General features: G+C 60.6%; 18 protein-coding genes. 6 read left to right on the top strand and 12 right to left on the bottom strand.

Features of this window, described 5'->3' with window-relative positions:
• Nucleotides 1–174: 174 nt before the first annotated feature.
• Complete coding sequence (gene alaS / locus DHV10_RS25225; protein ID WP_109489199.1) at nucleotides 175–2,940, bottom strand: alanine--tRNA ligase; 2,766 nt, start codon at nucleotides 2,938–2,940, stop codon at nucleotides 175–177.
• Between the two features lie 97 nt (nucleotides 2,941–3,037).
• Here alaS and DHV10_RS25220 point away from each other — a divergent pair, with 97 nt between their 5' ends.
• A complete protein-coding gene (locus DHV10_RS25220; RefSeq protein ID WP_109489299.1) occupies nucleotides 3,038–3,343 on the top strand; it encodes a putative quinol monooxygenase in 306 nt (101 codons plus the stop codon).
• Nucleotides 3,344–3,378: 35 nt separating this feature from the next.
• Complete coding sequence (locus tag DHV10_RS25215; RefSeq protein WP_109489198.1) at nucleotides 3,379–4,329, top strand: hypothetical protein; 951 nt, start codon at nucleotides 3,379–3,381, stop codon at nucleotides 4,327–4,329.
• On the opposite strand, the gene DHV10_RS25210 is transcribed toward DHV10_RS25215, so the two are convergent.
• The 6 genes from DHV10_RS25210 to DHV10_RS25190 form a co-directional block, all read right to left on the bottom strand.
• Nucleotides 4,326–5,117, bottom strand: coding sequence for a DUF429 domain-containing protein (locus DHV10_RS25210; protein ID WP_109489197.1), 792 nt, complete (start codon nucleotides 5,115–5,117; stop codon nucleotides 4,326–4,328). The genes DHV10_RS25215 and DHV10_RS25210 overlap by 4 nt on opposite strands.
• Nucleotides 5,114–5,650, bottom strand: coding sequence for a regulatory protein RecX (locus DHV10_RS25205; RefSeq protein ID WP_239462038.1), 537 nt, complete (start codon nucleotides 5,648–5,650; stop codon nucleotides 5,114–5,116). Before DHV10_RS25205 ends, DHV10_RS25210 begins: the two co-directional genes overlap by 4 nt.
• A 98-nt stretch (nucleotides 5,651–5,748) precedes the next feature.
• Nucleotides 5,749–6,216, bottom strand: a complete 468-nt coding sequence (locus tag DHV10_RS25200) for a hypothetical protein (RefSeq protein ID WP_109489196.1) — start codon at nucleotides 6,214–6,216, stop codon at nucleotides 5,749–5,751.
• A 306-nt stretch (nucleotides 6,217–6,522) separates the two neighbouring features.
• Nucleotides 6,523–6,696, bottom strand: coding sequence for a hypothetical protein (locus tag DHV10_RS27405; protein WP_162601878.1), 174 nt, complete (start codon nucleotides 6,694–6,696; stop codon nucleotides 6,523–6,525).
• Nucleotides 6,697–6,996: 300 nt separating this feature from the next.
• Nucleotides 6,997–9,750 carry a TonB-dependent receptor gene (locus DHV10_RS25195; RefSeq protein WP_109489195.1) on the bottom strand — a complete coding sequence of 918 codons (2,754 nt, stop codon included), beginning with the start codon at nucleotides 9,748–9,750 and terminating at the stop codon, nucleotides 6,997–6,999.
• A 169-nt stretch (nucleotides 9,751–9,919) separates the two neighbouring features.
• Nucleotides 9,920–10,228: a hypothetical protein gene (locus DHV10_RS25190; RefSeq protein ID WP_162601877.1), complete on the bottom strand. Its 309-nt coding sequence runs from the start codon at nucleotides 10,226–10,228 to the stop codon at nucleotides 9,920–9,922.
• A gap of 160 nt (nucleotides 10,229–10,388) precedes the next feature.
• On the opposite strand from DHV10_RS25190, the gene DHV10_RS25185 reads away from it, so the two are divergent.
• Complete coding sequence (locus DHV10_RS25185) at nucleotides 10,389–11,441, top strand: hypothetical protein (protein ID WP_162601876.1); 1,053 nt, start codon at nucleotides 10,389–10,391, stop codon at nucleotides 11,439–11,441.
• A gap of 22 nt (nucleotides 11,442–11,463) precedes the next feature.
• On the opposite strand, the gene DHV10_RS25180 is transcribed toward DHV10_RS25185, so the two are convergent.
• A complete protein-coding gene (locus DHV10_RS25180; protein ID WP_109489192.1) occupies nucleotides 11,464–11,910 on the bottom strand; it encodes a recombinase family protein in 447 nt (148 codons plus the stop codon).
• A gap of 320 nt (nucleotides 11,911–12,230) precedes the next feature.
• Between DHV10_RS25180 and DHV10_RS25175 the strand changes: the two genes are divergently transcribed.
• Entirely contained in the window at nucleotides 12,231–13,046 is an 816-nt protein-coding gene (locus tag DHV10_RS25175) for a J domain-containing protein (protein WP_109489191.1), read from the top strand.
• A gap of 27 nt (nucleotides 13,047–13,073) precedes the next feature.
• Entirely contained in the window at nucleotides 13,074–13,325 is a 252-nt protein-coding gene (locus DHV10_RS25170; RefSeq protein WP_109489190.1) for a hypothetical protein, read from the top strand.
• A gap of 32 nt (nucleotides 13,326–13,357) precedes the next feature.
• On the opposite strand, the gene DHV10_RS25165 is transcribed toward DHV10_RS25170, so the two are convergent.
• Together DHV10_RS25165 and DHV10_RS25160 are read right to left on the bottom strand one after the other, a co-directional pair.
• Nucleotides 13,358–14,908, bottom strand: coding sequence for a helicase HerA-like C-terminal domain-containing protein (locus tag DHV10_RS25165; protein ID WP_109489189.1), 1,551 nt, complete (start codon nucleotides 14,906–14,908; stop codon nucleotides 13,358–13,360).
• Nucleotides 14,909–15,044: 136 nt separating this feature from the next.
• Nucleotides 15,045–18,593 carry a TonB-dependent receptor gene (locus DHV10_RS25160; RefSeq protein ID WP_162601875.1) on the bottom strand — a complete coding sequence of 1,183 codons (3,549 nt, stop codon included), beginning with the start codon at nucleotides 18,591–18,593 and terminating at the stop codon, nucleotides 15,045–15,047.
• 603 nt (nucleotides 18,594–19,196) lie between these two features.
• Between DHV10_RS25160 and DHV10_RS25155 the strand changes: the two genes are divergently transcribed.
• Complete coding sequence (locus DHV10_RS25155; RefSeq protein ID WP_109489187.1) at nucleotides 19,197–19,736, top strand: hypothetical protein; 540 nt, start codon at nucleotides 19,197–19,199, stop codon at nucleotides 19,734–19,736.
• 33 nt (nucleotides 19,737–19,769) lie between these two features.
• On the opposite strand, the gene DHV10_RS25150 is transcribed toward DHV10_RS25155, so the two are convergent.
• On the bottom strand, nucleotides 19,770–21,125 hold the full coding sequence (locus DHV10_RS25150; RefSeq protein ID WP_109489186.1) for a sigma-54-dependent transcriptional regulator: 1,356 nt from the start codon (nucleotides 21,123–21,125) through the stop codon (nucleotides 19,770–19,772).
• The gene (locus DHV10_RS25145; RefSeq protein WP_109489185.1) at nucleotides 21,122–23,419 is read right to left on the bottom strand and encodes a sensor histidine kinase; all 2,298 of its coding nucleotides are present in this window, start codon (nucleotides 23,417–23,419) and stop codon (nucleotides 21,122–21,124) included. Before DHV10_RS25145 ends, DHV10_RS25150 begins: the two co-directional genes overlap by 4 nt.
• Nucleotides 23,420–23,454: the final 35 nt, after the last annotated feature.

Below are 23,454 nucleotides of genomic sequence, written 5' to 3'. Positions count from 1 at the left end.
TGAAGCGCCAGGTATCCGGTGCAAGGGGTCTCGGGGAGGATGATGCTCAAGCTCTCATCCAGATGCTCGCTGCGAGGGGATCGTGAGTACCTCGCCGGTGGACCCAGAATACCAGTAAAAACCCTGATCCTCATCAAGATCGGTGGAAACCAAAGTACGGCGCCGGGGGACCGCTCAGCCGAGCAGATCCCCGACGATCCTGGGCGCAGCCTCGAGAGCTGCATCAATCTGCGACTGGTCTTTACCGCCTGCTTCGGCAATTTCGGATTTGCCTCCGCCGGATCCGCCGACTAGTTTGGCAACCGCCCCTACGAGCTTGCCGGCCGGGACCCTTTTGGCGAGCTCTGAAGTGATGCCGGCGATGATGGCTACTTTTCCCTCCGGCTGAGCGGACCCGAGCACCACCACGCCTTCACCTAGCTTGGCCTTGAGGTTATCGACCAGCGTGCGAAGCTGGCCGCGTTCGAGGTTGTCGGCGCGATGGGTAAGAACCTTCACTCCCTTGACCTCAATCGCCCGCTGCACGGCCTCGCCAAGCGCGCCTGCTGCCGATTTCATGCGGACTTCTTCCAACTCTCGGCGGAGTCGCTTCAGTTCGTCTTCCTGTGCGGCAAACTTTGCCCGCAGGCCGTCGGCGAGGTTGTCGACCGATGGGACATACTGGCCGGCAAGCTTGGCAAGTTCGAAGTCGCGCCGGAAGGTGTCGAGAGAACCGAGGCCGCTGATGGCTTCTACACGTCGCACCCCTGAAGAGACGGCGCCTTCGCTGGTGAGCTTGAGCAGACCGATTTCGCCGGTGGCGGAGGTGTGCGTGCCGCCGCAAAGCTCGGTGGAGAAGCCGTCAGAGAGCTTCACGACGCGGACCTTGTCTCCGTACTTTTCGCCAAACAGCGCCATGGCATGGTACTCGTTCACGGCAACGTCGATGGGCACGTCCTCGAGGGTCTCGACCTTGGCGTTGGCCAGAATCTCGCGGTTGACGATGTCTTCGATCTCCTGAAGCTCTTCGTCGGCGACCTGGGCAAAGTGGGAGAAGTCGAAGCGCAGGCGCGTGGGCTCAACGGCGGAGCCAGCCTGCTTGACGTGCGTGCCGAGGACCTGGCGCAGAGCGGCGTGCAGGAGGTGGGTGCCGGTGTGATTGCGGCGAATGCTGTCGCGGCGGGCAAGGTCGACAACGGTGTTGATGTGGTCGCCGACAGCGAGGTCCTGCTTGAGCAAAGCCTTGTGGGCGCGCACTCCTTGAACGGGCATGACGCAGCCGGTGATCTCGGCCACGGTTGTGTTGCCGTCGCTCGAGGTGAACCAGCCGGTGTCGCCGACCTGGCCGCCGGAATCGGCGTAGAAGCTGGTGTGGTCGAGGACAACCTCGACTTGCTCGCCGGACTTTGCCGATGGAACTCCGGCGCCCTCCTTCACGATAGCGAGGACTTCGGCGTTCGTGGCGCTCAGCTGCTTATAGCCGAGGAAGTCAGTGCGGGCGAGATCACGGAAGACGGGGCTGGCGGTCTTCTGGCTGCCGCCCTTCCAGGATGCGCGGGCTCGGGCTTGCTCTTCTTCACGGGCCTTGTCGAAACCAGCCTGGTCGAACCGGACACCGGCATCGCGAGCGGCGTCGGTCATAAAGTCGAGAGGCAGGCCAAAGGTCTCGTAGAGATGGAAAGCCTTGGCTCCCGTGAAGTCGCCCTTGAGCTCTTCATCGAGACGAGTAAGGCCAACCTTAAGCACGCGGTCGAACTGCTTCTCTTCAGCTTCGATGACCTTGGCGATGCGAGGCGCGGAATCAATCAGCTCGGGATAGGCGCCCTGCATCAGGTCGCGAACAGCGTAGACCATCTGATTGAGGAACGGTTTGTCCTGACCGAGCAGACGACCATGGCGGATGGCGCGGCGCATGATCTTGCGGAGAACATAACCACGGCCTTCGTTGGAGGGCAGAACGCCGTCGTTGATGAGGAATGTGGAGGCGCGTGCGTGATCAGCGATGATGCGGAGGCTGGCCGACTGGAGCTTTTCTTTCTTGGTCCATGCCTGCCAATCTTCTTCTTGTGGCACATTCGGCGCTAATGCTTTGGCCTTGCTCTGAGATTCGACACACCTGAAGCCGGTCAGCTCCGCAGCCTGCTCAATCAGCGGCGTGAACAGATCGGTCTCGAAGTTGCTGAGCTTGCCCTGAAGAACTGCGGCCACACGCTCAAGCCCCATGCCGGTGTCGATTGAGGGCTTGGGTAGCGGGGTCAGCTTATACGTGACGTTGCCGGCGGCACCGATTGCGGACCGATCGAACTGCATGAAGACTAAGTTCCAGATCTCGACGTAGCGCGCATCGTCCTGGCCGAATGGCTTATCAACGGCGGGCGTTTCAGCGGCTTCGATGCCCATGTCGTAGAAGAGTTCGGAGCAGGGGCCGCAGGGGCCGGTTTCGCCCATCTGCCAGAAGTTGTCCTTGCGGCCGTAGGTGAAGATGCGCTCCTTCGGTACGCCAGTCTCGATCCAGTACTGCTCGGCCTCGTCGTCGCGCGGAACCTCAGCGTCGCCCTCAAAGATAGTGACGTAGAGACGGTCCTTGGGAATCCCCATCCATTCGGGGCTGGTGACCAGTTCCCAGGCGTAGGCGATGGCGTCGCGCTTGAAGTAGTCGCCGAAGGAGAAGTTGCCGAGCATCTCGAAGAAGGTGTGATGGCGGCGGGTGAAGCCGACGTTCTCGAGATCGTTGTGCTTGCCGCCGGCCCGGACGCACTTCTGCGAAGTGGTCGCGCGCGAGTACTCGCGCTTCTCTGCCCCAAGGAAAACGTCTTTGAACTGATTCATTCCGGCGTTGGTAAAAAGCAGCGTCGGATCGTTGGCCGGAACCAGCGACGAAGAGTGCACCCTGCGGTGCCCCTTGGTCTCAAAAAAGCGCAGAAATAGCTCGCGAATGTCGTTACCCGTACGGAATTGCATGACTTTACCAGTGTATAGGGTGCAGAGCTTGCATCCGTAGCCGTAACGGTGCGGCGAGAACCCACATCTCATGCAGGAGACGTACAAGGAGAAGCTGATGGACAGGTTCGCATTACTTGCGCTGCTCGAGGCCAAGCCCGGCAAGGAAACAGAGGTAGAAGCATTCTTGAAGTCTGCGGAGGCGATGGCCGCGCAGGAGCCCGGAACCAGCACCTGGTATGCGGTGAAACTGGGCCCGTCGCGTTTCGGCATCTTCGATACCTTCAGGGATGAGGCTGGGCGGGAGGCGCATCTCTCCGGCGAGATCGCCAAGGCGCTCATGGCAAACGCGGGCGAACTGCTCGCCAAGGCTCCTCAGATTGAGAAGCTGGAGATCCTGGCATCGAAGGCTCCCCGATCCTAGCGGTCTTTCCGACATAGTTCGCCGTCCAACAAGGCATGAACGCTCGTCGATGGCTCCGGCCCGCTCGCACCGCCTTATTCCAAGTGGCGCTGGGCGGGCTGTCCGCATTTGCGCAGCCCGGCCACAACCTGCAGATCGTGGCTTCGCATGTTTTGAAGGCGGCCGGAGCCACGTTGCAGGTGGATTTCGCGGCGGGCGCCCTCGACCTCTCTCAAGATTCCGTGCTGGCGCACGTGCAGAGGGCAGCGGACGCCGTTGCTGCGTACTACGGCCGCTTTCCAGTCTCCCGCGATCGAATCCTGATCGTGCCGGATGCTGACGGACATGGAATTGGGCATGGAACGACGTGGGGCGACATGGCCGGCTATCCCGCGATGACCCGAATCCATATCGGCCAGCACGCGACCGAGCAGGACCTGAAAGAAGACTGGATGATGACGCATGAGCTAGTGCACACGGGCTTCCCCAGCCTGCCGGATGACCAGCACTGGATGGAGGAGGGCCTCGCAACATACGTGGAGCCGCTGGCCCGGGTAATGACGGGCGAACTCACGGCGAAGCAAGTGTGGCATGACATGGTGCGGGACATGCACCAAGGCGAGCCGCAGACGGGCGATGCGGGGATCGACCACACGCACACGTGGGGACGGACGTACTGGGGCGGCGCGCTGTTCTGCCTGGTGGCGGACGTCGCGATCCGCCGCGAGACTCACAATCGCAAGGGGCTGCGCGACGCGTTGCGCGCCATCGTGGAGCATGGCGGCTCCATCGACCAGAATTGGGATTTGCCGAAGGCGCTGGCGATCGGGGATACGGCAACGGGCACGCACGTGCTCAGCGAGCAATACGCGAAGTGGAAAGATGCGCCGGTCACGGTTGACCTGCCCAGGCTGTGGTCGGAACTTGGCGTCAAGCCGAATGGCGACGAGATTGAGTTCGTGAAGGACGCGCCGCTGGCGCAGGTTCGCGAAGCCATTGCTCACTAGACTGCGAGTTCGGGAGTCCAGATTCTGCCTTCCAACAATTCTGTGGCGTCGTCAGCCTGCCTCAGCTTCGGGAATTGCGCTGCACACGCACGCATCCGGAGAGCCGAGACAATCGCGTCGAAGGCGTCTTCGGAGCCCTCGGCCGCGAGCCTGTCCTCCGCGCTCAGGCTCTGGAACTCGCTGCGGTTGAGGTACGCAGCACGCGCGGACTGGTGGCTCTTGTTGACCGGACCGGTGAGGAGGCGGGGATAGATTTCTAATATCAGCGGCAAGCTCGGCGGATCGAAGGGCCAGATCGAAAACCCGGCACTTCGTAGCTGACGCAGCACGGGCATGCCGCGGATCGAGCCGGTCCCCACTGCGCCAGCGCCGCCGATCTGCAGTGGTGACTTCGGCGAGATTCCCGCGACGCGAATCTCTCGGTCGGTCCTGCGAAAGCCCTCGCCTGCATGGCCGGGAGGGCACTTTCTTCCGGGCCGTCCCCAGAAGGGCGGCTCGCATTGCCGCAGCCAGGTTTCGCCGTGCACCTCAGCCGCGCGCCAGAGTTCGCCTACCGTTGAGAGATGGCGATCCCGGAAGAATGCTACGGGGAAGCTGAAAGCGAAATCCAGGCCGATCACCGCCGGCTGGCCGGCGAAGGTCTCAACAATCCATCTGGACAACTCTGCGCGCGTGAATCCGGAGAAGGCTCCCTCGCCGGCGACCGAGGTCCAGATATGTTTACGCTGCCCTGCGGGATGCGCGCTTCCGGACCAGTCCACGGCAACGAAGCGCTCGGGAGTCCTCATTCCCCCTGCTCTGGTGCGTCGATGTTGTCCAGCGCAGTGAGCGACTCGTCGGGTACATCCCATTGGCGCAGGATGCGGTAGATGACGCCGGTTGAGAATCCGGCGGCGACGAGCCGGCGCATGACGCGGGCAGTTTCCTTGTCGTCGGCTGGTTTGCGCAGGCGCTTGCGCTCGAGGTATTGCCGCGCGAGGGTCTCCTCGTCGGTTTTGGCGTAGCTCTCCGTTACGACCTGGTCGACGATCTTTGAAGAGACGCCGCGCTGTCCGAGTGCCTGGCGCACGCGGCGCTGGCCGAACTTGTCGTTTTCGCGACGAAGACGGGAGAACGTCTCGGCGTAGGAGCGGTCGTCGAGATAGCGCTGCTCTCTGAGCCGGCCGATTACGGTCTGAACAATCTCATCTCCGCCGGGCCCCGGCTCGACTCGCGCACGCATGAGGCGGCGAAGTTCAGCTTCCGTGCGCATGCGGCGGCTGAGTGCCTTGACGGCATAGTCGTACAGGCCGGATTCGTTGAGAGATGACTTGGGCTTCACAGCTGGCTTCTAGCTTCTAGCTGTCAGCTGGGTCATGGCAAGCGGGCTTTGAGTTATCGAGGCATATGCAGCTTGCGATCGAACGCGGATGGACCGTTTCAGGAATGGCGGAGAGCTACAGCAGCTGTGGCGAGCGCCTGATAGCGGCTGAAGTAGGCGAGGCCCATCACACCGAAGGCCGAAAAGAATACCCCGGAGACGAAAACACCAGCGATGGCGAAGGCGCCCGCGAGCGAGAACTCGACGATCGCGATCAACGCAACGAAAAACGGGAGGCTGTAAATGAGGAAGAGACTGCTCGCTGCCATTGCCCAGCGGCGGCTTGACGCACGGCCCTTCTTCAACGTCCACCAGGCACACGCGCTGACGATGGCGAGAGCCGGCGGGAGCATCAGGATGAGTTCGCGCATGGCGATGAGAAGGGCACCAAGCGGATCGAGGTGAAAGTACGGAGTCGCATGAGGAAACGGAGTTCTGATGAACGCGGGGAGAACTGCAAAGGAGAGCATGCCGAAGATGAATGCGGCATACATGAAACAAAGGCGCAGAACCTTGAGTTCGGTCATTCTGTCTGCTCGTTCCTCCCGGATGGATCGTCTCCGAGATGGATGCAACTCTAGAGGACCGGAGCGGCCCGGCGTAAGAAGAGACTGGAGCGGGGCTCTATCCCCCGTACCCTCGGGGCGAAACGATAGGTGACGGGGGTGATTACCTCAGGGGGAGGAAGTTCCAGAGCCGGGGCGATGTATTGAACTTCGAGGCGGTGTGGACGAAATGAAGATTGGCCCTGAAAGCGAAAAGGGCAGGCCCGAAGCCTGCCCAGAAAACTTGTGATACGCGGTTGCCTTGGTATCGCTGTCTTCGCTGAATGCTTACGCGGCCTGCGGCGGTTCGTCCTTACCGAACGCGCGGCCGCCATCGATGGCGACCAGCTGGGGCTGATTGCGCGGCGTTCCCCACCCATCGCGGAGAACTTCAGAGCGAGCGGACCCGTTGGCGTTGCTTCCACTGAGTATGCAAATGACTTTTAATTTGAAGAGCTGCATATATGTACACCTGTCCAATCTGATGCGAAGCTAGGCGCGGATCGTTGCATATCGGTGGAATTTGTTGCACGAAGTATTTGAGAGGTCAGCGAGGCAACCACTCGCGTGATGCGCGGAACGACTCACATTTAGGCCGATGAAAACGCTTTCGGCAGAAATGATCGTCGCTAAAGCGATTCACCAACGCGTCGGGTGGATACAGCAGAGGGCGAACTGATCGAGGTGTCCAAATGAAAGGTGAATCGCAACGATTCGGTTGTACGACAATCGCGGATCATCGTACAACCGATCTCGCATCGCTCAGAAGTTGAACGTGACCTTTCCGGTCATTGCGCGCGGCGTTACATAGTGCGTGCCGCTGAACGTCGAGAGGAAGTTGTACAGCGCGTACTCATTCGCCACGTTCACAGCTGTAAGGTCGAGATCGACTCTGTAGCGGTCGCCATTGAAGATGTTGTTCTTCCCCAGTGAGACATCGAAGAGGTTGCGCGGAGCGATGCGGGGCGGATTCAGGTCGTTGTTGCCGGTGCCGGGCTTGGGAATTCGGAGCAGCGATGAACTGAATTGTCCGGCTGGGCAGACCGCGGGCAGCGGATTTCCGGGAGTCGCCCTCTGCCCGTTGCAGATGAGCCCGGCCTGGAACTGCTCGTCGGCGGTGAGCGATGCCAGATTGACATAGGACTGTCCACCGATCGTGACCGAAGTCGCATTGCACGCGCTGTTGGGATCGTTCGAGACCGGGTTGTAGCACGGCGCCTGACCTGCGACCTGGCCCGAGTCGTAGCGCCAGTTGAATCCACCCCAGAGGTCGTTGAGCACCTTGCCGCGAGCCAGCGTGTACTGCACGTGCGTGGTCTGGTTGAACCGCTCGTCGTGATCGAGACGGAACGGAAAACCAGTGTGGCCTACGGTAGCACCTGCTCCGGCCACCTGCGGCGGGTAAACGCGCGCAGAGACCGACGACATCACGGAATACGCAGTGAGGTTGTGAAAGTTCGGCATGTTCAGGTGCAGCGCGTAGCCGGGGATCTTCGAGTTGTGCCAGTCAATGGGGAACGTGATCGGCGTGTTGCCGAGCACGCTGAAGTCGAACGCGTTGTGCGTGTACTTCCAGATGTACTCGCCGCTAAAGATGAAATGCTTGCCGAGCGCCTGTTCGAGGCCCGCGTGAAACTCATTGCGGAAGCCGGGGACCTCTGCTGTGGAGACGCCAGCGGTGCAGGAAAGCAGCGGCGCCAGCACGCTGTTCGCGCAGCCTTCGCTGGAGAGAACCAGGTTCTCGTTGAACGGCGTCTCGAGCGTGCGCGCGTAGGAGAGGCGAAGCACAGTGCCGGTGGGCTTCACGGTGTACGCCCCGCCGAGTCGAGGCTCAACCTGCGTGGCGCTAGTGAGGCCGTTGTAGATATCGCCGCGAATGCCTAGGTTCCACTGCCATTGCCCTGCCTTGATCTGGTCTTCGACGTACAGCGAGGTTTCCTTTACGTCGGCGCGGCCGCGATATCCGTAGTAGCTTGCTCCTCGAGTGAAGTCGTAAGCCGCGAGGACTGGCAGGTAGTCCGGATTCGCAGCAGCACCGCCCGCCGTGCACTGCGATGGATCGCTGTAGCCCGGCAGCGGAGTGCCATCGGCACTTACGCAGGGTGAATTGTAGGTCGCTTCGACGACTCCCAGACGGTCGTTCTCGCGCAGGAATGTGTGCGAAAACTGGAGGCCCGCCTTGAGCGTGTGGATGCCGTGCGCATAGGAGATGTCGGTGTGCAGACCGGCATTGGTCAACGTGCGGTTCTGCGCAATGGACGATGTTTGCAGGTTCGGAGGTCCGAGGTCAGCGAGCGGATTGCTGCTGGGGTAGTAGTTGTAGTCGTCGTGACGAACGTAGGCGCCAAAGTTGAAGACCGAGTCGTTGTTGATGATGCGCGTGTAGGTCGGCGCGATGTTGTAGGTGCCGATCTTGGAACGTTGGTCGGTGTCGCCCACGCTGCCGAAGAGGGGGTTGGCCGTAGTGCCGCCGGAGACCACGTTGCGGACGTTGAGGTTGTCGTAGGCGTTCGGGTTCTGGAACCAAGACCGGCTGTAGTTCAGATCCAGGTGAACCGAATCGGATGCAGAGAAGCTGTAGTCGACGCGGTCGAAGACATTCTCTTCGTTTCCCTTGTCGTGGAAGACCGAGAACTCCGGAGGGTCGAGGAAGCGGCCGGTGTTCAGGCCATCGATCTCGAAGAAGTTGCCCCACTTCTTGCCTCCGTAGGAAAAGTCAAAGCCGGCGGTGCCGGTCCCGAATGCGCCGTACGAGGTGTAGAAGCTTCCCGTGGGCTTGGTCACGCCCTGGCCGGAGCGGGTGGTGGCCACAATCACGAGGCTGGTCTTGTCGCCATACTCGGCAGGAGGCGCGCCGGCGATCACTTCGATTGACTGGATGGAGTTGGACGGAAGCTGGTTCGAGAAGGTCTTGCTCTGCTGGTCGGTAATGGACTGCCCGTCCACCGAGAAGGAGTTCGAGGCGTGATCGCCGAGTCCATGCGCCTGCCCGTTCGAGTCGGCCGAGACGCCGGGCGTTGTAGCCGTCACCAGCGAACTGAGGGACGACGTCGCGCTCTCCAGCGGCACTTTTGCGAACATGTCGCGATCGACATCGGTGTGGAAGGTGGGGTCGGTCTCGACAGCGTCGCTGCTGTTGGCTTCGACGGTGACGGTAGAGGCGGCTGCCTCCACATGCAGCACCAAGTCGAGGCTGAGTCCCACGGCCGAACGAAGGGTGATGTTCTGCTTCAGAGCGGCAAAGCCCGGAGCGGATGCAGTGACGTTGTAGGTATTGAAGGGCAGGTTATCGATCTGAAACTGGCCGGCAGGGTCGGACTGCACCGTCCGGTTAAGCCCGCTTACCGTATTGGATATGGTGACGGTGGCGCCGGGGATGACGGCGCTCGATGGGTCGGTCACCGTTCCGCGAACTGTGGCCGAGTTACCATTCTGCGCGGCGTGCGCGGCGATACTCGCGATCAAAAGTCCCGCGAGGGAAAGGATCCGGAAAAACCTGCCTGAAAACAACGGCATGAAGTAAAAAGCCTCCAACGGTTGACTGAGCTCGAGAAAAACGCGCGTGCGCGCGGGTCATCAGTGCAACGAGGCATCGATGCGAAGCGGTTCAGGCCTAACTGAGTTATGAATGCGCGATAAAGGGTACGATGAGACGCGGCTGAACCTGGATCAGAACGATGCCGGATTAACGGGAGGGCGGAGGACGGATGAATAGCTGCCGCTGACCCTGAGAGCGGATGGGGCGCACCTCGATCGGCGCCACAAACGCCTGCATCGAGACGAGAACGATGATTGCGGCCGCGATGGCCAGCGGAGCCGCCGTGTGAAGGACGACGCAGATAGGGCAGTGGTCGGCGTCGGTGTTGACCGAGTGTACGTGCGCCACCTGGACAAAGGTGAGCAAGGCCAGCAGGGCCAGGCACACCAACACCACAACGTAGGCTGTTGGCCTCACGCGTCGGGTGCTGCGCATCCATGTGTGAAGTGCTGTCAAACCGATAAGCTTCCTTACTGGAAGGACCTACATCAAGAATACACATATTGGATGCATGAGGACCCGAGATGTCACCGGGCAGCTGCGACCGAGGTAATCGACGCCAACGAGCCGACTGGAGCGCCGTCTAAACTGTTGGGCGAAGAGGGATTCCGGGTATATGAGACAGCTTTGGGTGGCGGTACTGGCAATTCTGACAGCAGGATCGATCGCGGCAAGTGCGCCGGCGCAGGAGAGCGGCCAGGAGCGCGACCGGGAGCACAGCAAGGTGATCACGCCCGATGCGCCGGGACTGGCGCACAATCATCGCTTGGTCCTCAAAGACGGCAGCTACCAGGTGGTTAGGAAGTATCAGATCGTCGGCAATCGCGTACGGTACATGTCGATGGAGCGCGGGGGCGAGTGGGAAGAGCTTCCCTACGATCTTGTGGACTGGGACGCCACGAAGAAGTGGGAGGAGCACCATACCGGCCCATTCGATACGTCCGGCATTTCCTCCTCCGATGCCATGAAGCAGGCTGCGGAACTGGACAAGGAAGAGGCCGCCGAGCGCGAAGATCAGAAGTCGCGTATGCCGGAGGTGGCGAAAGGCCTGGAGCTTCCCGATGAGGACGGGGTGTTCGTGCTCGACACGTACCAGGGAACGCCGGAGCTGGTTGAGCTGAAACCGTCAGACCTGGACCTGAACCAGCACAGCCGCAAGGGGCTCGCGACCTTGAATCCGATGGCGGGCTCCAAGGCGTCGATCGAACTGGCAGGCGCACATGCCCGCGCACACCTCCATGTCAATGATCCGGAGTTCTATGTGTCGCTGGAAGGGCGCGATGACGTGGAGCAGGTCGTGTCGCATGCAATGACGGTGAAGACAGTGGGCGTGCAGGACCCCTCGCACCGCAAGCACGGTGCGCACTCGCCGGACTCAGGGTTTGCCATCGTAAAGGTGGACGAGCGCCGCGCGGTGAGGGTAATCGGCGCCATCCAGGTGAGCCCGAAGGGAACCGTAACGCAGAGCGAAGACGTCATCCCTGCCAAAGTCGAGGTTCTGCCGGGCAAGCACTGGCTCAAGCTCAAGCCCGAAGCGACGCTGAAGATGGGCGAGTACGCGCTGGTGGAGATCATCTCGCCGTCTGACATCAGCCAGGCGGTTTGGGATTTTCGCGTAGACCCGCGGACGGGCGACAATCCCGGTTCGCTGGGGCCGATTCTCAAGTAAGCGGCTCAGGGCCGCTGCGGCTTTATGGAGCTTCGCGGCGCGACAGCTTCGCCCGGCGCTGTTCCCATTCTTCGCTCGAGAAGATGCGCGGGCCGACCTCGATGAGTCGCGGCATCATGTTGAACACCGCAACCCGGTTCCACGGCTTCCCTTCCCGCGTCCGGAAGCCCTTCTCATTCAGATCGCTCACAATCGCCGAGTAGGAGAAGTCCTGGGCCAAAAGGTCCATCATGAGCAGCAGGACTTTGTTCTCATGCGGATCAACCTCGAGGCGCTTGCAATCGGCCGAAATGCAGAGGCCATAAGGGATGTCCTCGGAGTACGCGCCCTCTGAGGGCATTTCCGAGTCGGGCAGCTCGCGCCGCCACTCGATCGACACCATCTGCCATCCGGCCGAGGTGCGCTGCCGGATCACGTCCGAGCTGAATGGCTCGGAAACCACATCACGAATGCGCTCGAAGTACGCCATGGGAGCCTCCGAAGACACTGCACTGTCGAGGCTGGAGCAATTTGGTGGCCGCGGACTCCGCGCGGAAGCGATGAAAGTACGTTGATTCGCAATGACTTGTATTCTGACCATCCGATGCACAGCGGTCGAAAGCTGACCGCTTTTGCGAATTGATGTCCGGGAATGAACAAGGAAACACCTGACCGTGGTGTGCACCGATTCCCGCGCTTTGATTACGAATGAATGTATTCCTGCCAGGAAACAAGATTGCTACAATTCGTTGACCCCACGGGTAAAAGCACCGGCATCAAGGACTGACCCAGACCCCAAAACTGACAACCATGATCGACTACTACGAGTTTCTCCAAATCAGTCCGCACGCCGACGCCGAGACCATTCACCGCGTTTACCGGTATCTCGCCGGACGCCTTCATCCAGACAATCCGGAGTCGGGGGATCCCGAGATGTTCCGGATGTTGAAGGCCGCCTACGACACGCTGTCCAATCCTTCGCGGCGCTCCGAATACGACGCGGCTTTTCGCAGGGAAGCGAAAGAAGAGCCGCCGATGGCGAACTCCATCGACTTTCTCGATCACGTCGAGGGCGAGCAAAACCGGCGCATCGCACTGCTCGCAGTGCTCTACTACAAGCGTCGCGCCAACCCGCGGTTTCCCGAGGTGTCTCTGGCTGAAATCGAGCGCCGCATGGGGTTCCCGCGTGACTACCTCGACTTTACGACCTGGTACCTGACGAAGAAGGGGTACGTCTCGAGGGCTGACAACTCGGATTTTTCGCTTACGGCCGAGGGCGTGGATTTCATCGAATCGCAGAGGGCGAATCTGCCGGTGCTCAACAAGCTGCTGACAGATGGGAGCGGCATGCTTACGGCCGTAGCGAAGAAGCAAAGCGCCGATGCGAACGGAAACGGAGTTGCGGGGTCAAAGAAGCCGATCATCCTGCCGAACTCAGGGACGGTATGGCTCGATCGCCGCCAGAACGGCGGCGACCGGCGTCGCAGAGTTGTCGATTCAACACTAGTCTCGGCGGCTGACCGGCGAACCGGATCGCGCGATCGTCGCGTCAACGTGGGCGATCGGCGTCAGAGCAAGCAGGATCGGCGCGCGTACGCGATTATGAATACCGGCACGATTCAGTAGAGCTGGTTCAAGGCTCCTGCGTTCAGAATGGAAGACCGAACTCACAGCTGGGTAGAAACTGCTAACGTCATCGCTTTCATGATTACCTGCATCATGATGGGCGAACTTGCCGACCACTTCTTGTGGCATGTCATTCCACGTGCATTCGGAATCGCGACGCAAAAAGTCGGAGCGGTCCTTCTTCTGCTTTGGCTCGGCAGCAAGGGTTACGAGCGGTTTCTAAAGCCCGGACACGACGACTTGGGCTTTGTGAACCTTCGTATCCGTGACCGGGAATAGATCGGAATTAGCGACTGCTTCGGTTCAGCGAACTACCTGCGCGAACTGCCTCCGAGCAGCGATCCCAGTACGCCGCGAATAATCTGCCGGCCCACGGTGCTGCCGATCGAACGGGCTGCGCTTTTCACCATCGCCTGCGCCACCGTCTCGCGCCGGCCTGTGCCCGGCCCAAGCACGTTACTCAAGACCGACCCTGCCTCCTGCACCCAATCGGTGTGGCTTGCGGCCTGGACAGCTTGTCCGGTTACGACGGGTGGGGGTGCGGCCTCTGGGGCAGTGGGTGGCGGGCTCGATGGAGCCGGGGATGCCGCGACTTTGCCCTTGAGCTTCTCGTAGGCCGATTCGCGATCGATAACCTGCTCATACACTCCCGCGACCACCGAGGTGCGGATGATCTCCGCGCGCTGGTCGGGCGTGATCGGGCCAATCTGGCTGTGCGGCGGGTAGATCATCGCCCGCTCGACGACGCCGGGAATTCCCTTCTCGTCCAGGAACGAAACCAGGCCTTCGCCGACGGCAAGCTGCGTGATCACCTGCTCGACATCGAAATTCGGATTGGACCGGAACGTTTGCGCGGCCGCCTTCACCGCCTTCTGATCGCGTGGGGAAAAGGCACGCAGCGCGTGCTGAACGCGATTGCCGAGCTGGCCGAGCACAGTTTCGGGTACGTCGATCGGGTTCTGCGTGACGAAAAAGACGCCGACGCCCTTGGAGCGGATCAAGCGCACTACCTGCTCGATGCGCGACTGCAGGACAGCCGGCAGATCGTTGAAGAGCAGATGCGCCTCGTCAAAGAAGAAGACGAGCTTAGGCTTCTCGGGATCGCCAACTTCAGGAAGTTTTTCGAAGAGCTCGCTCATGAGCCATAGCAGAAAGGTGGCGTAGAGCTGCGGCGACTGAAGCAGCTGGTCGGCGGCAAGAATGTTCACCACACCTCGGCCGCGGCTATCCACCTGGAGAAGGTCCTCGATGTTGAGCGCCGGCTCGCCGAAAAACTGGTCGCCTCCCTGCTGCTGAAGCGCAACCAGGCCGCGCTGGATGGATCCGACGCTGGCTGCAGAGATGTTTCCGTACTCGGTCTGATAGTCCTTCGCGCTGTTCGCCACGTGTTGCAGCATCGCCTGCAGGTCTTTCATGTCGAGCAGAAGAAGTCCCTGATCGTCCGCGATCTTGAAGACCAGAGTGAGCACGCCCGTCTGGGTATCGTTCAGGTTCAGGATGCGGCTGAGAAGAAGCGGTCCCATCTCGCTCACGGTGGCGCGCACCGGATGTCCCTGCTTGCCAAAGACGTCCCAGAAGACGACCGGGCAGCCAGAGAACTGCCAGTCGCCGAGCCCGAGACTCTTGAGCCGCTCATCGAGTTTCGGAGAGCTCTTCCCTGCCTGACTGATGCCGGAGAGGTCGCCTTTGACGTCAGCGGCGAACACTGGAACCCCGATAGCGCTCATCGCCTCCGCCATCACCTGCAGCGTAACGGTCTTTCCCGTGCCCGTGGCTCCTGCAACCAGGCCGTGCCGATTGGCCATGCCTGGCAGAAGTGAGATCTCGTCAGTCCCTTTTGCGATTACCGGCGCTTCAACCATGTCCCTGATATCTCCCTGAAGTGCAACTCGTCCGTATAGATTGTGTCAAACCCGACGCCAAAATTCGAAGACCGCAAAAGTAAAAGGCCCGGACTCTGCATCCGGGCCTTCTGTTTTGCTGCGAGAGTTGCAGAAGCTAGAACTTGAAATGAGCCTCCAGTTCTATCGTTCTGCCACTGAGTACGCTGCCCGCCCGGCCGAAGTGCGGATCGGTAATGGTATTCACGGGGGCGAAGAGGTTGAGCTGGTTGAAAACGTTGTAGGCGTTGGCGCGAAGCTCCAGGCGTGCACTCTCGCCGAGCACTCTCATCTTCGGCAGTCCGAAACCCTTCACGCCCGTGAAGTCGGTGCTGAAGTAGCGCGGGCCGAAGAATGCGTTGCGCCGAATTCCCGGAGCGGTGGGGAGCAGCCCGGGAGCAGGCGCCGTACCGTCCGGTGGCCAAGTTGTTCCCACAGGCTCTGCGGGAATGTCGAAATAGTAAGTAGGATCAGGATTGTTGAAGTAGCCTCGCGTCTGCTTGAAGGTATCGGTGCTCTGTGACTGGATTACGTGATGGAGATACGCCGTGGGCCGGTAGCTGCACGCGCCGCTCGTGCTGGTGATCGAGCACGCGTCGTTGTACACAGGATTGAACGGGAATCCAGAGTGCAGGTTCATGATGCCGCTGAACGTCCACCCTCCCGCGAGCTTCTCCAGGAAGTTGTGGTTTCCACGGAAGAGAACCGGCGACCATTGCCCCCAGACCTTGAACATGTTGCGAACGTCGTAGTCTGACGGACCCCAGTTGCTGCCGGGCAGGAACTGGTAGTCCGCTATGGCGTAAGGTCCTGAACCGTTGTCGAGCGACTTGGACCAGCGGTACTGAATGTCGATCTCGTAGTGCTGCGCAAACTGGTGTTGCAACTCGGTCTGCAGCGCGTTGAAGTTGGAGACGCCGCTGTCTTCATACCAGTCGATGAAGCTCAGCTTGGGGTTATAGGCGATCTGCCCGGCGAGCACAGCGGGCGCCAGCTTGTTGTTGAGGTTGTATTGCAAAGGCAGATGGCGTCCTGTGCTGCCGTCATAGCCCACCGTGGCGACCCACCGGTGTCCCAGATCGTACTGCGCTTCAAGCGAGTAGCGTGCGAGGCGAGCAGTGGGAAGATTGCCCGGCAGACCTGTCACATTCAACTGCACGTTGGCAGTCGGCAGGTTATCGGGTCCGAAGCTCGTGATCAGGTTCGGATTGGAGGGAAAGGTGCCGTACTGGTAGATGTTGCTGCCAGTCCCGTAGACGACCTGCGATCCGGTGAGCGTGGAAGCCTGCGCAAGGTATGGCGGATTGTTGCGCGTGTTCGTCGTGATCGCCATTTCTAGCGCGGTGTAGCCGATGCCGAAGCCGCCGCGTAAAACCAATCGCGGATCGTGAGGCATCGTCCAGGCGAATCCTACCTGCGGGCCGAAGTTGAATTTGGAAGGATTGAACTCCGATCCACCCAGCTGAAAGTGAATTCCGGTAAGCGTATTGGGGCCGGAGCCGAGACGGAGATTGGCAAGGTGCCCGTTCTTCTCTGTCATGCCGCCGAAGTACTCGTAGCGCATCCCGAGGTTGACGGTCAGGTTCGGGCGCACCTTCCAGTCGTCCTGGAAGTAGGCAGCCCAAAGCTGTTCGCGATCGTCCTTTCGAAAACTGGACGGGATGCCGGTGCGGGGATCGACAGTGGCGCTCTCTGCATTGGGAGCGTCATTCAGGAAGTCCCAGAGGTTGTTGAAGTAGTAGGTTGGCTGTCCGTTCCACGTGGGCTCGTCGAGGTATGCCAGCCGTGTTGCTTCTCCACCGAACCGCATATTGTGTGCGCCCGCGACCTTGGTGACAGTGTCGCGAATATTGAGAGTCCACTGGTCGAAGACGCTGCCGACATTCGGGCCGAATTGCGCGAGATCGCCGGTCGCGTCGCCGCTGATACTGGAAAACGTCGGCTGAGAATTCACGGAGAAGATCTTGTCAACGGGCAGACCGAACGGGGTCTGCGGGTTTGAGGTAAGCTCGTTCCACTTCCAGCCGGCCAGATCGGCGCGCGCCTGGTTCAGCACGCTGGGGCTGAAGGTGTGATCCCACATGAGCCCGGTTGAGTAATTGAGAGCGTTGTGGTGGAAGAAGTTCGACTGCCGCGACGGGCCGTTGAACGAAGTCTGCGTGACCGGCACGTAGTAGATGCTGTAGGCGATCAGATCGCTACTGGTCGCCTGGAAGTCGAGACGGCCGTTGTACTGTTCGTTGACTTGATCGCTCGGTCCGCGCGTAGCGACGAACATAATGTCGGGTATGCCGTCGAGGTTTGCAGGACTGCCGGTGCCATTTCCGCCAAGGCCCGGCGTATAGGTGCTGCCCGCCGGCGGCTTGAATGACGGGTCGGGACGGCCGGCGCCGATGGTAAGCGGACTTCCGATGTCGAGCCCCTGGCCGGCGATGAAGTTGCAGTTCACACCTTGCACCAGCCCTATATCCGCGCACTGGTGCGGATCGGACGGGCCTTCAAGGACGTTGGTGTACACGGCGCCTGCGCCGGGTAGCGTCAGATACTGGCTGGCAATCGGAGCAGCTCCCGCGGCCTTGTCGAACTGCGGGGTCTCGTACCATCCGCCTCCGGTCGTGGTCGAGTTATTCCTGATCGTCTCGTATGCAAAGAACGCGAAGAGCTTGTTGTGGATGATGGGGCCGCCGAGGCTGCCGCCGATCTGATTGAAACGCGAGTTGTTGCGCTGCGGATTGTTGTTCGGGTCCCAGCGCTGATAGGCGTTCAGGCCCGGACGCTCGCCCTGGATGAACGCGGACCCATGCAGCGCGTTGGTGCCGTTCTGCGATGTGACCTGAACCTGAGCTCCGCTCGACCGGCCCCACTCCGCGTCGTAGCTGTTGGAGACGATTTTGATCTCCTTCACGGAGTCCTCATTGGGCGTGATCACGGCTGCTCCGCCCCAGGTGACGCTGGTGACGCCGACCCCGTCGAGGGTAATGTTGTTGGTGTCGTTGCGACCGCCGCTCGCGAATGCCTGAGGCCGATTTTCCGTACTGAAGATGCCTGACGTCGCGCTCGATCCGCCGGGTCCCTGATTGCCCGGAAGGTTGTTGGTACCGCCGCCGCCCGCCTGGCTCTGGTCGCCGAACATGCCGGGCGCGAGCTGCACCAGCTGATACGGATCTCGTCCGTATGAGGGCAGGTTTCCGATCTCGTTTTGCGAGATCGTCGATCCTAACTGGCCCGTGGCGGTGTCGATCACCGGCTGTGTCGCCGCATTCACAGTTACTGTCTCCGTGCTTGTGGTGCCCACTTGCAAGGTCACATTCAACGAGTTCGACTGATTGGCGAGGATGCGTACGTTATCGACCACCTGACTTTTGAAGCCGCTCCGCGCGACGGAGACCTTGTATGTGCTCGGCTGCAGCGCGCCAATGGTGTACGTGCCGGATCCGTTACTCTGCGCGGTCAACGTACGATTGGTTTCCTTATCCGTCAGGGTAACGGTCGCGTCTGGAATAACGGCTCCGGTGGGATCGGCAACCGTGCCCGAGAGACTCGCGGCGTATTGAGCGCGAGACGAAGCCGGCAGCATGGCGATGGCCATGAGCACGCACAGGAGAGGAACGCTGAGTTGATGAATGGCTGAACGGTGCGATGGCGCACGAAAGATATTCCCTTGCATGGATGGACTCCTCAAATTGGCACTCCCTGGGAAGGAGAGTGCAGACATACTCATGAGCTTGGGCTTGTCGCTGCACAACCGATTGCGCCGCAGGGCAAGACCTCTCCGGTACGGTTTTCAGTTAAAGAACCGTTCGACGATTGCTTGATGTTGGCTGCGGAGTTTTCTCCGCACGATCAGGGCCCCTTCCGTACGCTGGTCGGCCGAACCCTGTCAGGCTTGGGGTGCGGGAGCTTGCACCGGTGAAACACCGCTAGCGATCAGGATCGGAAAACGGTGAGTACCTCAGCGCTTCCTGTGATGCAGGTTCTACGGTTTTCGCTTGCTGCAGTTTTCAAGGGAAGCTTCTCCGTGACGAGCTGCTCACACCAAAATTTGTTGCAAGAAGAATTCGGCGGTTAATCACAGACTCTGATCCGGAGCTGTGCTACCTTTCGCTGCGGCGATCCCACCGTAGCGGCCGACTGCAGTCCCGCAGGTTCCGCTGAATACGTTGCACACTTCCTCCCTGCAGGCAGACTCCACAACCTGAACACGAAAGGAGTTCGTATGTTTGCTTCAAGAAACTGGCTCATAAGTGCACTTCTCATATCAGCTGGGATCATGTCCTCCGCTCAGCAAGGCAAGGGCAACGAATGCACACCGGCAGGCGTTTGGTACGGCGGCAGCGTCGTGGCTTACCGCATGACCATCATGCCCGCCGGCCCGGCTGGACACTACGTGACTCTGGCGGAGGGGATGTACAAGAACAGTGTATTGACCACCATGTATGCCGGCGAGATGACGAAGTCCGGCAACAAATTCGAAGGCACCCTGATGGCTCTCAATACGCAAGATCCGGCTTATACGGGTGCTCCGCCGTATCAGAATCTTCCGGACATTGCGGCAGGATCGTTCTCCGTAGAAATGATTGACTGTAATTCTCTGACAAACACGATTCCGTTCTACGGGCTTTACTTCGGTTCACAGATATGGAAGCCCGGTACGCCATGGACGGGCATCAACTGGGTGGCGAGCGGAAAGGTTCCACTGGTCGATCCGCCCGATGTGGATTTGGTCTTTGCCCTCACCGGCGACACGAAGCCGATTGTGGAGACATACCATCGGATCGCTCGCGCCGTGAATCCAGCTCTGCTGCACTAACGGGGCTTATCGTCGCGGAACTGGACTCCCAGCCTATTCGCGCACGCTGATACCGAGCGCCTTCATCTTGCGATAGAGGTGGCTGCGCTCGAGGCCGAGGAGTTCAGCCGCGCGGCTGACGTTGTTGCGGGCTTCCTCGATCTTCTTAAGGATGTACTCGCGCTCGTACGCATCGCGGGCCTGCTGCAGAGTGGAGAACTCCTCCTTGGCCCGCGCTGCGCTTTTGTGCGTCAACGGCGGAAGCTGCTTGCGCTCGATGCGCAGCGTCCGCGGGTTCAAGATGAGCACGCGCTCGATCACGTTCTTCAATTCGCGTACATTGCCCGGCCAGTGGTACTGCTGCAGAAGCTCGATCGCCTCTTCGCTGATTTCCATGCGCGGGCGGCCGTACTGTCTTCCGAACTCGGAGAGGAATTCGCGGACAAGCAGCGGAATATCCTGCTTGCGTTCGCGCAGCGGCGGTACAAAGAACGGCACCACGTTCAGGCGATAGAAGAGGTCTTCGCGGAAGTTGCCTTTCGCGATCTCCTCTTCAAGGTCCTTGTTCGTGGACGCGATCAACCGCACGTCGACGCGAATCGATTGCGTTCCGCCCACCGGCGTGAACATCTGGTCGTCGAGAGCGCTGAGCATCTTGGCCTGCGTCTTGAGGCTCATGTCGCCGACTTCATCCAGAAAGAGCGAGCCGCCATCGGCGCGCTCGAGGGTTCCGCGCTGTTCCGGCGGACCGCCGGGCTGCGCGCCATGCCGGTAGCCAAACAGCTCCGACTCGATGTGGTCTTCTGGAATCGCAGCGCAGTTGAGCTCAATGAAGATGCCATCGCGGCGGAGGCTTTCTGCATGGATGGCTCTCGCGATAAGTTCCTTGCCGGTGCCGGACTCGCCATAGATGAGCACGCGGCCGTTGGTGGGCGCCATCAGCCTGATCTGCTGGCGAAGAGCTTTCACCGGCACGCTCTCTCCGGTGAGCACCGCGCTGAGGCTGAACTGGCGCTTGAACTCCAGGTTCTCATTGCGGAGCCGGCGCGCTTCCACAGCGTTCTTCAGAACGATGAGTGTCCGGTCGAGTGAGAGCGGCTTTTCGAGGAAATCGTACGCGCCCAGCTTCGTTGCCTTCACAGCCGCTTCGATGGTGCCGTGACCAGAGATGATCACAACCTCTGGGCGCTTCTCAGGCTCGAGTGCGTGCACGTCCGCGAGCACATCGAGACCGTCGCGATCGGGGAGCCAGATATCGAGGAGCACCACGTCATACGGAGCGTCTTCAATTAGCACTTTAGCTTCGGCAGCGCTTGCCGCGGTTGCCACGCCGTAGCCCTCCTCCGCAAGAATCTCTTCGAGGGAGGAGCGGATCTCCGCTTCGTCATCGACCACGAGTACATGATTCAAGAACGCACCTCGGGTACGGCGGTTGCGACGGCGTTATCGTGGCTTGCGGATTCGGCGTGCTCGCTGATGGGAAGCCGCATGACAAAGCGCGCTCCCTTGGGCGCGTTGCTCTCCGCGCGCAGAGTGCCTCCGGCCTCCTGTACGATCTTGGCTGCGATGGAGAGCCCAAGCCCGGTGCCACGTTGTTTTGTCGAGTAAAACGGCAGGAAGAGTCGCTCGCGGATCTCTTCGGTGAGTCCGTGACCCGTATCGGATACCTGCACTTCAACCCCGGCTCCGTCATCGCTGAGCGAAGTTTCCACTGAGAGGACCCGAAGCAGACTGCCCTGCATGGCTTCAGCGGCATTGTCGATGAGGTTGGCGAGCGCTCGCCGGATTGCCTCGCGATCGGCCAGAACGGGGGGGAGAGAGGGCTCAAGGTTGCGCTTCACGGTGATGGCATCAAGGCGGCCCGCGAAGAGAGCCAGCGCCTCGTCGGTGATCTGATTCATGTCGCACAACCGGGGCTGCGGCGCGGGAAACTGCGCGAGCGCCGAGAACTGATCCACCAGGTTACGCAAGGTTCCCACGCAGGTCAGGATCACCTCGCTGCATTTGCGAATGACAGAAGGAGAATCCGGCTGGCTGCGATCCAAATGGCGCCCAATGCGCTCCGCTGAGAGCGCAATCGGAGTGAGCGGGTTCTTGATCTCGTGGGCTACCCGCTGCGCCACTTCCTTCCACGCCAGCTGGCGCTGGGCGCGAAGCAGTTCGGAGGTGTCTTCCACCACGAGCACATTGCCCGGGCGCTTTCTGGCAAGCTCCAGGCGCGCGCTGGTCACGGCGAGATGCACATTGCGTCCGCGAAGATGGGCTTCGACCTCGGTGGATGCCGCGCCCATGCGCTGACCGCGGCGAATCAGGCGCGATAAGTCATCGAGCATTTCAGGCGGCAGAAGAGAGTCGAGCTTCTGACCGCGCACGCGCGCGTTGTCTTCCTGACCGATGAGGACTGCAAAGGCGCGGTTCGCCTGGAGAACAAGACCTGATGAATCCAGCGTGACGACTCCTGAAGGAATTGTCTCGAGGATAATTTCGAGTTCGCGCCGCCGCTCTTCGATCGACTGATTCGCCGCGGTGAGTTGGGCTGACGATGTCTCGGCGAGTTTGCGGCTGGCATCAAGGTCTTCCGCCATGTGGTTGAACGAGCGAACGAGCTCGGCCATCTCTCCGGTGGATACCTGCGCAACGCGATGTTCGTACTTTCCCGCTGCGATCTCATCCATGGCGTCGGCAAGCGCCTCGACCGGGCGCGTGATCTGCTTGGAGAGAAAGAGCGCGAGCCACACGCTCGAAAAGAATACGACAGTCGTGATCAGCAGCAGCATCAGGAAGAAGGTGTTTCGGATGCTGCGGCGCGAGCGGAACAGATTCCAGTACTCGGTGGCGCCGGCGCGGATGCGTGCCATCGTCTGGCTAAGGCCCTGAGGCATGGGGAGCGCTGCAATGACCCACTCACCGGAATCCGCCTTGGCTTTGCCCAGTGCATAGTCCTGCCCCATGATCCGGATTACTGGCTCATCGTTGCGCTGCGCCGATGCGAAGATGCTGGCTGAGAGCGGTCCTTGCAAAGGGGTCACGGACTGGAGCCGGGTGTCACCAGATCTTTCCGGGAGCCAGGGAATCAGGCTCGCTGCGCTGCTCTCCGGCGGCGCTCCGAAGCTGGCCTCCACGCGATGATCGCGGTCGTATATGAGCACGAAGCCGCCTTGAAGCGTGACGCGATGCGATGCAAAGACTTTCTGCAAATCTCCGGGATTGCCCTCAAAGGCGCCGCTGGCGGCAATCGATTCCGCTTCGCCGCGCGCGTTGCTGGTGACGTACTCGGCGAGTTCCAGCACCACCTTGGTCGAGTCTTCTCGCAACTCCGTTGTGTTGGGAGAGAACCAGCGATCAATCGAGCGGTTCATCAGTTCGAAGCTGAAGAGAAACATGAACACTGCAGGAGTGACGGCGATCAGCGCAGCTCCCACCACCATGCGCGTGCGCAGCCGGGTTCCCAGCGCCGTGCTGCTCTGGTCTGCGTAGATTTTCAGGATGTTGCGCAGCAGCAGCAGCAACAGCACGAGCAGCAGAAGGAAGACGACAACGGTAAGCCCAGTGAAGGCCAGCGTCTCCCCAGAGGTTTCGGGGTTCAGAAACGGAACTTTGGAGGTGTTGAAGGCGTTCAACCCGCCCAGCAGGAGGAAGAAAAGCAACACGCCGGCAGCAAGCAGGAGTACGGTTCTGCGCCGCGAGTCGCCTTCAAAGAGCATGGGGGGATTATAGAAGGGGACGAGCGAACAAACGG

The organism is Occallatibacter savannae (assembly GCF_003131205.1).
GTDB classification, from domain to species: Bacteria; Acidobacteriota; Terriglobia; order Terriglobales; family Acidobacteriaceae; genus Telmatobacter; species Telmatobacter savannae.
This window is presented reverse-complemented; position numbering and strand designations above follow the sequence as displayed.